We start from the raw sequence: 15,073 nt of genomic DNA, 5'->3' as shown, positions 1-15,073 counted from the left end.
TTGTTTTTGACGACTTATAAAAAACGGATGCTATAACGCGCGTGCCGGCCGGCGCCAAAAACAAAAAAAGCAACAGATGTTAAAAATAGAAAAGGTTGGAAAAACAAATCATTTGTTTTTCTTCTTTCCTTTTTTAGCGGTGTTTTCGCCAATGAGCGCGTAAACCGGTGAAAATTTTGTGTAAGCGGTCACCAGTCCGGCCAAAGCCGCAAGACCAAGAACATACCGAAGAAGGAATCCTTTCCGGACAAAAATCAAAGCGATCAATGAGATTGAGCCGATAATCGCTCTTCTGAGCCGGTCTTCTTTTCCGATATTTCTTTCAAATTTAAAGGGCGATTTTTTATCTAACGTCCGAAGTCCGCCGACTCCTAAAAGGTGTTCCGCAATCATCCAAAACATGTTATGCCTCTGTTTTCCGGTTTATTATTTTTAAATTATTCTGAATTGTTTGCAGTTGCTTTTAATTCAAAATTGAATTATAAATATATAATTCTGAATATACAACGTAATTTCAACTATAAAAATACAATCCATTCCAAAATCGGATTTTTAAGATATTATATTTGGTTACAATATCTTTATAACATTATAACCAAAAATAAAAAATACAAAGTAATAGCGTTTACATATTACAACGTTAAAATTCAAAAAAGGGTCGTTTTTCTACACCGATTTTCACAATTTTATACATCGGTATCCTCAAAAATAACAATAGGTATTTATAGAGGAGTTTTCTTTCTAAAACTTGCTTTTGGATTATTTTGAAAGATGTTCAAGTTCAAAAAGTCTAAAACCACACATTCTATAAACCACAAACCATATAAACACACACACACGAGTTTCCACCTGTGGAAACTCGACTTTTTATCTATTTTATCTATTATTAACCTGCTTTTGCCGTTTGTTTTTCAACGAACTTTTTTATACTCCGTTTTCATTTGTCCATGTGAAAAATCATGACTCAAAAACCGGACATCGACTTTTTTGATTTTGAACAATTCAATTTCGCAGACAGTCCGGACCATGACGTTTCCGGGTATTTTGACGCGGAAGTCGTTGAAATTTCGGAACAGGCGTTTGTTTCCATTGGAAAAGGATTGTCGTGGATTTCCGCTCAAATCGATAACAAAAGAACAAAAAGGCCGGAAAATTTTGATTTTTCCGTCAAAGAACTGTCGAATTTGATTTTGGTTTATGTTTTTTGGAATCGGCCATCTGTTTTTTTTCCGGCGGCGGCGGCGCTTCTCAAGAAGCAACAGCCGGACGGGTCGTTTGGCGATATCAAAGATACGGCGCGTGCGGTTTCTTCAATGTCTGCCGTTTGGAAGCATTTGGACCGGATCATTTCTCATCCGAAATATCAAGAGCATTATGCAGATTTTGATGCAGTCGGTTTGATGGCAAGCCTTCAAAAAAGTCTGAAACCGGCAACGGATTTTCTTCTTTTGACAAAAAATGATTGGTCGTCTGACATTTATGATTGGGTTTACGCGCTTGCCGCGATCGCGGACGCCGGTATCTTTGAAAAAAGAATGTCGTTGGATTTGTGTAAAGATAATCCGGAGTGGAAATTTCCGGGAACGACAGCGCTTATTTTGACGGCGCTTCAAAAACAGCAGGATCTTCATTCTTTTTCCGAGGAAGAAGATTTGGAAATTTCGACGTTTATTGATCGGAAAGCCAATTGGCTGATTTTAGAGCGAAAGGATGGGCATTGGAACCACATCGCAACCAGTTGCTTGGTTTTGATGGCGTTGTCCCGAATCGACAATCCGGCCTGTGTTGCTTCCATCCCGTGGCTTTATTCGGCTCAGCAAAAAAACGGCTCTTTTGAAGACGATTTGAACAAAACGTGCTTGGCTGTCCTTGCGGAATCGTACATGTCTCGATTTTTATATTAACCGGCAATTGGATTATGATTGTTGCGGCTTTGCCGCGGTTTTTGGTGGGAAAGTATTAATTAAAAAAGTAACTTATACTACCAAACTTTCCATTGGAACAAGAAAAAATTGTAAAAATCGGCAGTGGAGATCTGGTCAGGTAGATCGAATGGACTCTAGATCCGTTTAGCCGGGTTAGATTCCCGGGGTCTCCGTTTTAATTTTATTTTTTTTACATCAAATTTTATCAAACAAAAACAATAACAGGATGATATTATGGACCGCCCGAATCTTGAAAGACTTGTCAAACTCAATGGCGTTTGGCTTTCCCGAAAAGATGTTTTGCATGGCGTGTCCAAATATGACGTCTCTCGAATGAATATTCGCATCACGACGGATTGCGGCGAAGTCATCACGGCCCGAAATTCCAGAAACAGCGCGTCGGCGCGTTCTCTTCGAAATTCCAAATACAAAAAAGTTTGTAAAAAATGCAGGCTGTCGGAAGAGCGAATCCAACGTTTCGTGTCCAAAAATTTCCATGAAAATATCACTTTTGTCGAACCGGCCGCGAAAACATCCGCGCCGAAAAAAGTCGGCAAAAAAGATACGGCAAGACCGGTTCCGGTTCCGCCGGCGTTCACTCAATCCGCAGCAGTACAGTCAGCAACAGTACCGTCAGCAGTACCGTCAGCAGTACCGTCAGCAACAGTACCGTCAACAGCAGCGCAATCAGTAACAGTCCCATCAGCAGTACAGCCGGCTGTTCAAATTTCAAATCAGACCGCAAAGTCCGCACTCAATCAAAATGCAGCGGTAAACGCATCAGGAAATCAAAATATGGAATCTAACTCCGAATCCAAACCGTCCAAAAAATCGTTTTCGCCGTCTCAGCTCAGCCGTCTCGAATCTTTGTTGGTTTCCGATGATGAATTTGATTTGGAAAAGACGGACATGGACTTTGCGAAACTCGAATCTGTTCTGGTGGCCCGCCGCAAGCAAGAGCTTTGCGACATGTATGAAAACAGCCGCGAACACATGCTGGCGAAGTTGGAGCGTGACATTTCCGCGTTTTTGATTTCCAAAGGTTTTACCGAAATCAAATCCTCCATTCTGATTCCGGAAGAATACATTATCCGGATGGGCATTGACAGAGATGAGGAATTATCTAAGCAAATTTTCCGGACGGATGACAACATGTGCCTGCGTCCGATGCTGGCGCCTGTTCTTTATAATTATTTGGCCCGGTTTGATAAGATTTTGCCGGATCCGGTCAAGATTTTTGAAATCGGTCCTTGCTACCGCAAAGAATCCGATGGCAGCAGTCATTTGGAAGAATTTACGATGGTTAATTTCTGTCAGATGGGAGAGGGTTCCACACGCGAAAATCTGGTCAAACTTTTGGATGAGTTTTTGACCTATCTCGGAATTGATTACCGAATCGAAGGCGACGAATGCATGGTTTACGGCGCGACGGTGGACGTGATGCACGGCGACATGGAATTGTCGTCAGCGGTTGTCGGTCCGGTTCCGATGGACATTGATTGGGGCGTCAGCAAACCCTGGATCGGTGCCGGCTTTGGACTCGAACGCCTTTTAAAAGCACGCCACAAATTTAAAAATATCAAGCGTGGAAGCCGTTCAGAATTTTATTACAACGGCATTTACACCAAATTATAAAATTGAAAAACCGGCAACAAACAGCTGTTTTCAATTTCAAATTTTCAAATCTTTCTTGGGGGGTCCGATTTGACAGATTTTTTCAAAAACATGAATGATGCGGACATTTCAAAGTTTGTGTCCGACATCATTTCCAAAAAACCAATTTCAGATGAAACGATTCGAAACATGCTTTCAACAACCGATGAGAAAAGCCTTCAAAAAATGTTTTCGGCCGCCAGAGCCGTTCGCAATCACTTTTTCTCAAGCAACGTTTATCTTTACAGTTTCGTCTATTTTTCCACTCATTGCAAAAACAAATGCGCTTTTTGTTATTACCGGGCCGCCAATAAAATCGACCGCTACCGTTTAACGCCGGACGAGCTTCGGGACATGTGCCGGCAGCTCAAAAACGAAGGTGTTCACATGATTGATTTGACGATGGGCGAAGATCCGCACTTTCACGACCACCCGGAAAATTTGATTGAATTCGTTAAAATCGCGAAAGAAACAGCCGGTCTTCCGGTTATGATTTCCCCGGGAGTCGTTGATGACGATTTTGTTCAAAAACTGGCCGCCGCCGGTGCCGATTTTTTTGCGCTTTATCAGGAAACTTATCAGCGGAATTTGTATGAAAAACTCCGCATCGGCCAATCTTTTGAAGGACGCATTCAAGCAAGAACCGCGGCGAAAGCCGCCGGCATGTGTGTTGAAGACGGCATTTTAACCGGGTTTTCAAAATCAGTTCTGAACACCCCAAATTTTGTCGTTGACGATGTTGAATCGGCGCTTTTGTCGCTTCGGGAAATGCAAAAGGTTGATGCCGACCAAGTCAGAGTCATGACCTTTGAGCCGCAGCCCGGAACGCCGCTTGAAAAAACAATCCAGGCACCGTATTTGATGGAAATTAAAATCATTTCCGTTCTCCGATTCTTGTTCCCGGACAAATTGATTCCGGCGTCCTTGGATGTGGCCGGCATTGACGGCATGGTAGACCGGCTTAACGCCGGCGCCAACGTGGTGACATCCATCATTTCCGCTGATTCCACACTGGAAGGCGTTGTCAATTTTGACCGCGACATTCCGCTGTCGGCCCGAAAGCGCGACGCGAAAAGTGTGATTGAGCGATTGAAAACAATGGGGATGCAGCCGGGAACGCAAGCGGATTTTGAAAAGTATTTGAAACGGAATCTGAAGAATTAATTTTTTACTTTCATTTTTAATTTTGTTTTTGATTTGAAGGAAAATCCATTCAAAATAAAGTGAAACTGAATCAGATGACCAAATCTGAAATCGTCGAATGAACTGGAAAACGGCGGAGATGAGCGGCGTTCGCGCGCGTTATTGCCGTCATTTTTAAAAAACAGTTCAAAGCAAGATGCGCTCTATTTTCATTTTTCGATAAAAAAAGCCGGCAACAAGATTTGCTGCCGGCTGTTTTCAAACGATTATTTTTTTTGCTTATTTTTGGAAATATTTGTCTCTGGCGGCCACCATTGTTTTGATGTTGGCGAGTGGCGTCATCGGCGCGATACCGCATCCCGGCGCGAGAACAGCGACGCCGGCGTCAAGCGCGTGGTTGACGGCTTCGGTCACTTTGGCTTCGTCGCCGCTTAAGAGAACGAACGGGCTGGAAACGTTTCCGACGATAACGGCGCGTCCTTTGGTGAGTTCAACAGCGCCTTTGACGTCTTCGACTTTTTCTTCAACGCTCAGTCCTTTGCAGTGGCAGTCGGCCATGTCGTTTAAGATGGCGGTCACATTGCCGCAAACGTGGAGAACCACCGGCGCTTTGACTTTGTCGGCAAATTCGGTGATGGCGCCCATGAGTTTGTCATGGAAGTCTTGCGGGCTCATTAAGTCGGGCGATGAAACCGGGTCGGCGATACAAATGATGTCGGCGCCGGCGTCCACCATTAAGTTGGCGTATTCGATCGCGGCAATGTTGGCGAAATCAATAATTTTTTTGAGATCGTCCGGTTTTTTAATGGACCATTTCATGAACGATTTCACGCTGCAGAGGTCAGATGCAAGCGTAATCGGTCCTTCCATGCCGCCGATGATCGGGACATCCGGTCCGACTTTTGCGCGGATGATCTTGATGGCTTCAATAACGGCCGGAATTCTTTTGACAGATTTTAAATCCGGTTTGGTCATGCTGTCCAACATTTCCGGCTTTTCATACGGGTGAGCGGTGACAGACGGCTGTCTGTTTTTGGTTCCCATGTTGATTTCGCAGCCCATCGCTTCCGCAAGAACGGTCAAACAATACGGCACTCTGACGGCTTCAAGTCCGCCAAGTTCGTGGGCGGCAATCGCCAAATCCGCCATTTTTTTGGCGTCAGATTGTGATTCCGGCCACGGTGCGTTCACAGCGTCCATTAATTCGACAATCCCGGTTTGGGTTACCGAGACAACCGGGGTTTTTGCGACAGCTTCGCCGTTTAATGCTTTTAATAAGTTTTCTTTAAGCGTTGTCATATTTTTTCCTTCCTGAAAATAGTCAAATACCCTATAACTTTATTCCTTTTAACGGTTACGGAATGAAGTTATAAATTAAACGTCAGGGAGTAAAATAACTCTACGGGATTAAAAAGATAACCCTAAAATAATATTGAATTACAATTCTAAATTATAATTCAAACAACAACATGAAAATATAATCACAACAATTTAAAAAAATACTTTTGAACCGAAATTAAATATAAAACTATTTATTTGTTTCATTCGTTTTCAGCAACGATAAACATGCGATCTATTTTAAAACTTGAAATTGACAAAAATATTCTCATTCCTTTTGATTACCAATACCATTTGGCATCCATGATTTACAACTCTTTAAGTGCCGGCGACCGGAAATACGCCGAGAAAATGCACGTTTACCAAAAATATAAATTTTTCACCTTTTCGTGGTTGGACGTTCCGAAAAGAACAACCGTTCCGGGTAAAGGTATTCAAAGTCAGGACGGAACCGTTTATTTGCAATTGTCATCTCCGAACACTGAATTTTTAACCGTTTTTTTAGAGGGGCTTTTTCAGGAACCGGTTTTAAAAATCGGGAATATGGACGCGTATCCGATGGAAATCAGAATTGAGGAAGAACCGTCGTCCTTTTCGGTTTTAAAGACAATTTCTCCGATCTGTCTTCGAACCAAGGAAGAAATCGGCGGCGAATTAAAAGAGCGTGATTTGTTGCCGAACCATTCTAAATTTTATGAAAATATGCGTCAGCAGCTCAAGAAAAAATATGAAATCTATTACAAAAAAGAATGTGATATGAATTTCGAGTTTGAGGTTTTGTCGGCTGAACCGAAAAGAATGAAAATTAAAGATACATTCGTCCGGTGTTCCAACTTGATTTTTTCCGTGAATGGTGATTATGATTTGATTCGATTCGGATATGAGTGCGGGTTTGGTGAGAAAAATTCCATGGGATTCGGCATGGTGACAGAAAAGAAGTTGTAAAATAAAAAAGCATAGAAGTGAAAAATTGAAAAAACGGAAAAATTGAAAAATAAAAAAGCATAAAAGTGAAAAATGAAAAATTGAAAAAAACGGAAAAATTGAAACGAAAAAATTGAAAAAAACAAAAAAATACGAACAAATTTAAAACAAAAAAATATTTTATAAAATCCGATTCCCAAAATCCTTTTATCCTATTATTTGATTGAATTTTCATCAAGGTTGAATACATTTTATTTTTCGCTTTTATTTTTCAATGAGTATCGGAGGCAAATATTTTGAAATTAATCGGAACGCAATCGAAAGGAATTAAGGCGCCCATCGTCAAACAGGGAGACGATTTGGTTCAGATTGTCGTTGATTCCGTTCTTGCGGCAGCAAATTCTGAAATTTTTTCTTTATCGGACGGCGACATTGTCGGCGTGACGGAAGCGGTCGTTGCGCGAACGCAAGGAAATTACGCGACGATTGACCAGTTGGCAAAAGATGTCGCCCAAAAGTTTCCCGACGGGGAAGTCGGCGTCATCTTTCCGATTCTCAGCCGCAATCGTTTTGCGATTATGCTCAAAGGAATCGCGCGCGGTGTCAAAAAATTATATTTGATGCTGAGTTATCCGAATGATGAAGTCGGCAACGAGCTCATCAGTTTGGACATGATTGAAAAAGCCGGCCTTGATCCGTACACGGATGTTTTGTCGGAAGCCGAATTCAGAAAACACTTCGGCGTCCTCAAACACCCGTACACGGGCGTTGATTATGTTGATTATTACAAAAGTCTGGCGCACAACAATAATATTGAGATTATTTTTGCCAACAACCCGCGGGCGATTTTAAAATATACGCCGCATGTTTTGACGGCGGATATTCACAATCGGGCGCGAACAAAAAGAGTTTTAAAAGCCGCCGGCGCCAAAACCGTTTACGGCATGGACGATTTGCTCAACAAATCGGTAGAAGGCAGCGGCTACAATCCGGAATTTGGTATTTTGGGTGCCAACAAAGCCACCGAAGAAACCATCAAATTATTCCCGCGCGATTGCGACACATTCGTGAATGCGGTGCAGCAAAAATTCAAAGACAAAACCGGAAAGCGGATTGAAGTTTTGGTTTACGGCGACGGCGCTTTTAAAGATCCGGTTTGCGGCATTTGGGAACTGGCCGACCCTGTCGTGTCGCCCGGTTATACAAAAGGACTTGTCGGAACGCCGAATGAATTGAAGTTGAAGTATTTGGCCGACAACGAATTCAAAAATTTAACGGGCGATGAATTAAAAGCGGCGATGTGCGACAGTATCCGCTGCAAAAAAGACCTGACCGGAAAAATGGAATCTCAAGGCACGACGCCCAGAAGATATGTGGATTTAATCGGCAGCTTGTGCGATTTGACCAGCGGTAGCGGCGACAAAGGAACGCCATTTATTTTAATTCAGAACTATTTTGACAACTACGCAACGGAATAAATTCCGTTGCACTATTCTTTTTTCTATTCTTCTTTTTCTTCTCTTTTTATTTTTTGCGACGCCACCCTGCGCACGTTATGGCAACCGGTTTTGTTACCATCTTTAAAAACGGGAAATCGTTTTTGAATTATTCTACGATTTTTCCCAAGCTCCCGATGGCGTAAAGCGGTACATTTGTCAGCCAATCTTCTTCCCGATAATCAGATAAAGATGTCCGAACCGCTTGTTTTTGATCATATTTTTGAACAAACGCCCGCAAACTTTTGGCTTGTAAATTTTCGGCCGCTTTCACTTCAATCGGAATAATTTTATTTTTGTATTGAACCAAAAAATCAATTTCGCCGTCTGACTTTTCAGCCGACCAGTAATAAATGTAAAAGTTTCCGGCAAAAACAAGTTGTTGCAAAACGAATTGTTCAGTCAGGGCGCCTTTAAATTCCGAAAAACCGGATTCGCTGTTTACAATGACTTTAATGTCTAAGCCGGCCATCGCCGACATCAGGCCGACGTCGTTTAAGAACAATTTAAAAGCGCTGAAATCTTCATAAGCTTTCAGCGGCATTCCTGGTTTTTCCACACGGTTAATTTTATGAATCAAACCGCAATCCAAAAGCCATTCGATCGCCATTTCAAAGTCTTTCGCCCGAGCGCCGGATTTTAAAGATCCATAAATGAATTTTTTATTTTCCCGGGCCAGTTGCGCCGGAATGGCATTCCAAACCATCCGAATGCGTGGGACAACTTCGGGGGGAGCATGTTTTGAAAAATCATTTTCATATGTTTCCAGGATGTGATTTTGAATTTTTCGAACCTCTTCAAAGTCTTGATTTTCAATGAATTTCGAAACGACTTCAGGCATTCCGCCGATGTAATAATAAAGTTTTAACCAGTCGATGTATTTTGATTTAAATGTTTTAACGAGATCCCACTCTTTTTCTTGCAAAAATTTCAAAAATTCGCTTTCTCCCAAAGCACTTAAAAATTCAAAAAATGAAAGAGGATACAAGTCCAAAAAATCAACTTTTCCGACCGGAAACGATGTTCCTTGGTGAAGTGCAATTCCGAGAAATGAACCGGCGGCGACAATGTGGTATTCGGGTGCATTTTCATAAAAATATTTCAGGGATGTCAATGCTTTCGGATCTTCTTGAATTTCATCCAAAATAATCAATGTTTTTCCGGGAATCGGCCGGATTCCGGTTTCGGCGTAAATCGCTGTTAAAATGCGTTCAATATTGAAATCTTGCAAAAACAATTGCAAATAAGGTTTATTTTCAAAATTAATGTACACATAATTTTCATATTCCGATTCCGCAAAAGATTTCATGAGCCAGGTTTTTCCGACTTGTCGGGCTCCCCGGACAATCAGCGGTTTTCGGTCTTTTTTATTTTTCCAGAACAAAAGTTCTGAAACGGCGGTTCTTTTCACGGCAATTCACTCCAATGCTTTATTTCTCATTTCTCACTTTTTCGGCCGAGTTTTTGTTAAATTTTACATTTTTTCGGCTGAGTTTTTGTTAAATTTTACATTTTTTCGGCCGAGTTTTTGTAATCGAATATATTTTGAAATCATTCTTATATTTATCGTTCGAAAAACAGAAAAAAATAAATAATTTTAAATTTTTTCCATTCGTTGAAATTTTAGTGACTTCGAAAACAGCGATCCCCAATTTTTAAAAACATCAACAAAAGCGATTGCCGTAACGCGCGCGCTGCCGCCCACTGAAGAAACGAAAAACAAAAAAAAGACAAGGAAAAACAGAAGAGCAGCAATCAAAAAATCAGATTGCTGCTCAAATGAATTTTGAATCAAAAATGAACGATTTACAATTTCGAAATCGGATATTTTTCAATCAAATCCCGGCTGTCCGTGAGCAAATCATAAACGATGGCAAACGGCTCTTCATCAACGCCCATCGCAAATCCGCGTCCGATTAAGAGGGAAATGAAATATTCTTCCCAGGTTTTGAATTGTTCTTTGGCAAGCTGCGCTCCTTTTTTGAGATAATTCCAAGCTTCGTCTTCATTGATAAAGCCGACGTGCGCAAAAATTCTGGCCAAATAACCGATCCGGTCGATGTCCCAAGCGCCGAGAGAATCACAAGCGTCCACGAGCTCTTTTGGAAGTTCAAGAATTTCAATCAAGCCTTCGACGGTCGCTTCATAATTTTCAATGTCAATGTCGTCCAGTCCGCATTCTTTTCCGATTTTGTAAGACAAAAAGTCTTCCTGGTAAACGGCGGCGTGGCCTTCTGCCATCAACCAATTCAACGTATCAATCGCATCGTCGGGGGTGTTGATATCCCAGGATTCGGACAGTTCAATTAAATAATCTTCCGGGTCGCCCGTGAGTGCCAATGTTTCATAAAGTTCGCCGTTTGTGCCGATTAAAACGGCGCCGATCATTAAATATTTGGCCAGTTCCGGCGAAACGGCATGTTCCGCCAAAAACTGTTCAACTTCTTCATCCGACATCGCGTCGCCGTAAAGCAAATCTTCATAAGCTTCTTCCAAAGCCTCCAAGTCAGCGAAGTTAAAGTTCTGGCCCATGGCTTTTTGCATTTGCTCTTGGATTTGATTTTGAATTTGCGCGACCATTCTTTGATATTCTTCGGAATTTTCGTCAAAATCGCCGTCTATTTCAATCATATTCATTTCAATGTCAATTTCTTCAATTTCGCTCAAATCGTCATCTGTCATTTCGTCTTCATTTGATTCGCAACCGCATGTTTTCTTTTGGTTTTCAGTCATTTTATCACTCCTGATATCAAAATATTTCAAGATTTTTATAATAATGTGATTTGTTTTATTAATATTTTCCGACAATAGTGTCTAAAATAATTAAATAAAACGTAAGAAAAGTGAATAAAATATGAAAGATAAAAAGTGAAAGATAAAAAATGAAAGATAAAAAATGAAAGATAAAAAGTGAAAATAAAGTCAAAAGCAGATGAAAACCGTTTCAAAATCCGAAACGGTTTCATTTTTATTATGTGTTCCCGCTTTTTTATTTTATTTTATTTTTTCCGGTACAAAGTAAAATAAACAGCGATGCCGGCCAAAATTAAAACGCCTGCAACAAAAATGACAACAGTTGACGTGTTCAGTCCACTTTTGTTGTTGTCAAATGCAGTGCTTTCGTTTGAGCTGTTGACAGCTGAATTGTTTTCGGTGTCGGTCACATTATTTGTCTGGTTCTGTGTGTTGTTTTCAACATTTGTCGGCGTTTCAGCGTCTTCATTTGTATCAATGACGACAGCATTCCCAATGCCGCCGCTTCCGTTGTTGTCGGTCGGGATTTTATCCAAAACAGTCACTTTGTAGGAAGCGATTTTATATTCCTGGTCGCTGATTGTGACTCTGCGCTCATAATTTCCGGCGTCTGTTTTTTGAATATTGGTTTTTGAATATGTATCTCCTGTTTCAGACAGCGGCGTTCCTTCAAACACCCAATCCAAAACGTCTTCCGTTTCAGGTGTAAACGAACTTCTCAATGTCAATGTTTCTTCAACGGTGACATTTATTTTTCCGAACAATAACAATCCTTTTCTTTGGAATGAATCAGTCGGAAATTCATTCAGGTCGGCATAAGTTGATTCGTTTGTTAAAACCAGCAACCTGTTGCTAATGTTTTTAAACGAGTCTGTGCCAAATGATGGTTTTACACTTCCAAGACCGATAGTATATAGGTTTGAACAGGAATCAAAAGCCCTTTCTCCGAATGTTGTTGCGTTTGGCAACGCTACTTCTGTCAGATTTGAACAGGAGGTAAAAGCATAGTCTCCGAATGTTGTTGCGTTTGGTAACGCTACTTCTGTCAGGTTTGAACAAAATCTGAAAGCATTGTATCCGAATGTTGTTGCGTTTGGCAGTTCAATTTCTGTCAAATTTGAACAGCTGTCGAAAGCATCGTCTCCGAATGTTGTTGCGTTTGACAATGCTACTTCTGTCAGATTTGAACAGCTGTCGAAAGCTCCGGTTCCAAATGTTGTTGCGTTTGGCAGTTCGATTTCTGTCAGGTTTGAACAGCTGCCGAAAGATTCGTTTCCGAATGTTGTTGCGTTTGGCAGTTCAATTTCTGTCAGGTTTGAACAGAAGGCAAAAGAATAGATTCCGAATGTTGTTGCGTTTGGCAATACTATTTTTGTCAAGTTTGGACAGCTATAAAAAGTATAGTTTCCGAATGTTATTGCGTTTGGCAACTCAATTTCTATCAGGTTTGAACATTCGTTGAAAACATAGTCTTCGAATGTTGTTGCGTTTGGTAACGCTACTTCTGTCAGGTTTGAACAAGAGGTAAAAGCATAATGTCCGAATGTTGTTGCGTTTGGCAACTCAATTTTTGTTAAATTTAAACAGAAGTAAAAAGCATTTTCTCCAACTGAATTTATTTCATTACCGGTGACGGAAATAATTTTTTCATTATTTTCAAAAGCTTGATCGGGTATCGTTGTCGTCGCGTCGTTCAGAACAAGATGATAAGTTTTTGTTAATCCATTCAAAGTTGTCCAACCTGTTGCATCCAAGGAAACACTTCCGGTTAACATTAAAGTGTCACCGGCACTGTAAGTTGGAGCCATTCCGGTATTTAAATCCGAAACCGATGCGGAAACATTATCTGCCAACGCAGGTGAAATGGTCAATAAAAAAAATAAAATGGCGGTCAGTAAAAATGAGGCGTTAAACCTTTTGCTGTTGTTTTGTGAAAATATTGACTTTTTTGTTTTTTGGTTTTGCATTGCCATCGTCCTCTCCCTCCGGACAAAGTGCGCATTCATTACGTTATTTATTAATAATTTATTTTAATATATTTCAATTTTAATTTAAATCAAAATATATTAAAACCAAATTTATTTTTTAGTATAATTACTTATGGGTCATGATAAGCATTGACCGTAATGCGTTTGACGCTAACGATTTGGGATATTTGTGCGGCATCAAAATCTAAAGCAAAAGGCTTGATAATTTGTCAAAATACTTCTTCAGAAAATTTAAAAAGAATCCCCTATTTATTTTTCATATCCGAAGGCGTCATTTGAACACAAAATCATATCTGTGTCCTTGTCGTGACTCGAAAAAAAGAAAAAGCAAAAAAATTATTCATTTTTATTTTTATTTTTTTGCTTCCAAACGTAAATGACAAGGCCGGTCAAAATTAAAATCAACAAAATCAAAATGATATATATTAGCATTCCGTTTTTGTTATCGCCCGGCTCAGGGGTATTATTTGAATTATTCGTGCTCGAGTTGTTGTTTGTACTTGTGTTCGTATTCGTGCTGCTGTTGTCCGTGTTTGTTTCGGTTTGATTTGTATCAACAACGGTGGCATTTCCGGTTCCGCCGGTTCCGTTGGTTTCGTTATCCGCGTTATCCAGAACAGTTACTTCGTAAAAAGCGATCATATAGTCTTGGTCATTGATGGTTGCAAATCTTTTGTATACGCCCGCATCTGTTTTTTGAACATCTTGTTTTGAATAAACATCCTCGGTTGCGGATTGTTGTGTTCCGTTGAAAGTCCAAGTTAAAACATCATCTGTTTCGGGTGTAAACGAACTGTTCAGGGTCAACGTATCTCCGACATTGATGCTTATTTTTCCGGACATGAACGATCCTTTTCTTTGAAATGAACCGTCGGGAAAATCGTCCAGGTCGTCGTATACCGATTCGTTGGTCAGAACACATAATCCGTGATTAATGTTATAAAAAATAAATCCATCGGTATTAATAAAAGTCGGTTTTTCATCTCCGAAATCAACAACAAAGAGATTTGAACAATAGGAAAAGGCCCCGTCCTCGAGTGTTGTTGCGCTTGGCAGGCTGATTGATGTCAGATTTGAGCAATTTTGAAAAGCTCTGTTTCCGAATGTCTCTGCTTTTGGCAGGCTGATTGATGTCAGATTTGAACAGTTTGCGAACGCATCGTCTTCGAATGTTGTTGCGTTTGGCAGGCTGATTGATGTCAGATTTGAACAGTTTACGAACGCATCTTTTTCGACAGTTATCGCGTTTGGAAAGTTAATTGAAATCAGATTGGGGCAAAAGGAAAAAGACCAGTTTCCGATTGTTGTTATGTTTGGAAAGTCGATTGATGTCAAATTTGAACATTTTGAGAAAGACCAGGTTCCGAGTGTTGTTGCATTTGGCAGGTTGATTGATGTTAGGTTTGAACAATTTGAAAAACAATTGTCATCTATGAAGTCCGTTTCATTACCGGTTATGGATAAAATATTTGAATTATTTCGAAAAGTTGATATTGTTACCGTCGCGTCGTTCAGAACCAGATGATACGGATTTGTCAATCCTTCTAAAGTTATCCAACCGGGGCCTTCTAAAGAATCAGCTCCGGTTAATATCAATGTATCTCCCGCATTGTAGGTTGGTACTGTTCCGGAATTTAAATCTGACGTATCGACCGAAACGTTTGCGCCCATGGCCGGAGAAACGGCTAACAAAAGAAGAAGCAAAACGCTCGCCAACAGAACAGAGACATGAATTTTTTTTCTGCCATTTTGTATGGATGTGGGGGATTTTATTTTATTATTTTGTCCTCTCATAACATTCCTCTTAGTAATGTATAAATCATCAATGGGATTTATTATATATATTTGTTAT

General features: G+C 40.5%; 11 protein-coding genes. 5 read left to right on the top strand and 6 right to left on the bottom strand.

The window, feature by feature from the left end; genetic code table 11:
* Positions 1-108 precede the first annotated feature (108 nt).
* Positions 109-402 carry a YgaP family membrane protein gene (locus MsAc7_RS06160; protein WP_338102047.1) on the bottom strand — a complete coding sequence of 98 codons (294 nt, stop codon included), beginning with the start codon at positions 400-402 and terminating at the stop codon, positions 109-111.
* A 557-nt stretch (positions 403-959) separates the two neighbouring features.
* Between MsAc7_RS06160 and MsAc7_RS06155 the strand changes: the two genes are divergently transcribed.
* From MsAc7_RS06155 to pylB, 3 genes are all read left to right on the top strand, one after another.
* Positions 960-1,904, top strand: coding sequence for a hypothetical protein (locus MsAc7_RS06155; RefSeq protein WP_338102046.1), 945 nt, complete (start codon positions 960-962; stop codon positions 1,902-1,904).
* A gap of 255 nt (positions 1,905-2,159) precedes the next feature.
* Entirely contained in the window at positions 2,160-3,560 is a 1,401-nt protein-coding gene (pylS, locus tag MsAc7_RS06150) for a pyrrolysine--tRNA(Pyl) ligase (protein ID WP_338102045.1), read from the top strand.
* Between the two features lie 69 nt (positions 3,561-3,629).
* Positions 3,630-4,742, top strand: a complete 1,113-nt coding sequence (gene pylB / locus MsAc7_RS06145; RefSeq protein ID WP_338102044.1) for a methylornithine synthase PylB — start codon at positions 3,630-3,632, stop codon at positions 4,740-4,742.
* A gap of 258 nt (positions 4,743-5,000) precedes the next feature.
* Here the strand turns inward: pylB and mtaA are convergent, their stop codons facing one another.
* Entirely contained in the window at positions 5,001-6,020 is a 1,020-nt protein-coding gene (gene mtaA, locus MsAc7_RS06140) for a methylcobamide:CoM methyltransferase MtaA (RefSeq protein ID WP_338102043.1), read from the bottom strand.
* A 267-nt stretch (positions 6,021-6,287) separates the two neighbouring features.
* On the opposite strand from mtaA, the gene cas6 reads away from it, so the two are divergent.
* Both cas6 and MsAc7_RS06130 read left to right on the top strand, forming a co-directional pair.
* Positions 6,288-7,004 (top strand): CRISPR-associated endoribonuclease Cas6, encoded by a 717-nt coding sequence (gene cas6, locus MsAc7_RS06135; RefSeq protein ID WP_338102042.1) that lies wholly within the window; start codon positions 6,288-6,290, stop codon positions 7,002-7,004.
* Between the two features lie 275 nt (positions 7,005-7,279).
* Positions 7,280-8,461 carry a coenzyme F420-0:L-glutamate ligase gene (locus MsAc7_RS06130; RefSeq protein WP_338102041.1) on the top strand — a complete coding sequence of 394 codons (1,182 nt, stop codon included), beginning with the start codon at positions 7,280-7,282 and terminating at the stop codon, positions 8,459-8,461.
* Between the two features lie 127 nt (positions 8,462-8,588).
* Here MsAc7_RS06130 and MsAc7_RS06125 read toward each other — a convergent pair whose 3' ends face one another.
* From MsAc7_RS06125 to MsAc7_RS06110, 4 genes are all read right to left on the bottom strand, one after another.
* Positions 8,589-9,890 (bottom strand): ATP-binding protein, encoded by a 1,302-nt coding sequence (locus MsAc7_RS06125; protein WP_338102040.1) that lies wholly within the window; start codon positions 9,888-9,890, stop codon positions 8,589-8,591.
* Positions 9,891-10,285: 395 nt separating this feature from the next.
* The gene (locus MsAc7_RS06120) at positions 10,286-11,212 is read right to left on the bottom strand and encodes a DUF1266 domain-containing protein (protein ID WP_338102039.1); all 927 of its coding nucleotides are present in this window, start codon (positions 11,210-11,212) and stop codon (positions 10,286-10,288) included.
* A gap of 266 nt (positions 11,213-11,478) precedes the next feature.
* Positions 11,479-13,206 carry a leucine-rich repeat domain-containing protein gene (locus MsAc7_RS06115; protein ID WP_338102038.1) on the bottom strand — a complete coding sequence of 576 codons (1,728 nt, stop codon included), beginning with the start codon at positions 13,204-13,206 and terminating at the stop codon, positions 11,479-11,481.
* 351 nt (positions 13,207-13,557) lie between these two features.
* Positions 13,558-15,015 (bottom strand): leucine-rich repeat domain-containing protein, encoded by a 1,458-nt coding sequence (locus MsAc7_RS06110; RefSeq protein ID WP_338102037.1) that lies wholly within the window; start codon positions 15,013-15,015, stop codon positions 13,558-13,560.
* Between the last annotated feature and the right edge of the window lie 58 nt (positions 15,016-15,073).

The sequence above is a fragment of the Methanolapillus millepedarum genome (assembly GCF_032594115.1).
Lineage (GTDB): Archaea > Halobacteriota > Methanosarcinia > Methanosarcinales > Methanosarcinaceae > Methanolapillus > Methanolapillus millepedarum.
This window is presented reverse-complemented; position numbering and strand designations above follow the sequence as displayed.

Bases quoted from the DNA above. Each gene is read 5' to 3' on its own strand.
- pylS (WP_338102045.1), top strand. From the start codon at position 2,160: ATGGACCGCCCGAATCTTGAAAGACTTGTCAAACTCAATGGCGTTTGG.
- cas6 (WP_338102042.1), top strand. From the start codon at position 6,288: ATGCGATCTATTTTAAAACTTGAAATTGACAAAAATATTCTCATTCCT.
- MsAc7_RS06115 (WP_338102038.1), bottom strand. From the start codon at position 13,206: ATGGCAATGCAAAACCAAAAAACAAAAAAGTCAATATTTTCACAAAAC.
- mtaA (WP_338102043.1), bottom strand. From the start codon at position 6,020: ATGACAACGCTTAAAGAAAACTTATTAAAAGCATTAAACGGCGAAGCT.
- MsAc7_RS06155 (WP_338102046.1), top strand. From the start codon at position 960: ATGACTCAAAAACCGGACATCGACTTTTTTGATTTTGAACAATTCAAT.
- MsAc7_RS06160 (WP_338102047.1), bottom strand. From the start codon at position 402: ATGTTTTGGATGATTGCGGAACACCTTTTAGGAGTCGGCGGACTTCGG.
- MsAc7_RS06120 (WP_338102039.1), bottom strand. From the start codon at position 11,212: ATGACTGAAAACCAAAAGAAAACATGCGGTTGCGAATCAAATGAAGAC.
- MsAc7_RS06110 (WP_338102037.1), bottom strand. From the start codon at position 15,015: ATGAGAGGACAAAATAATAAAATAAAATCCCCCACATCCATACAAAAT.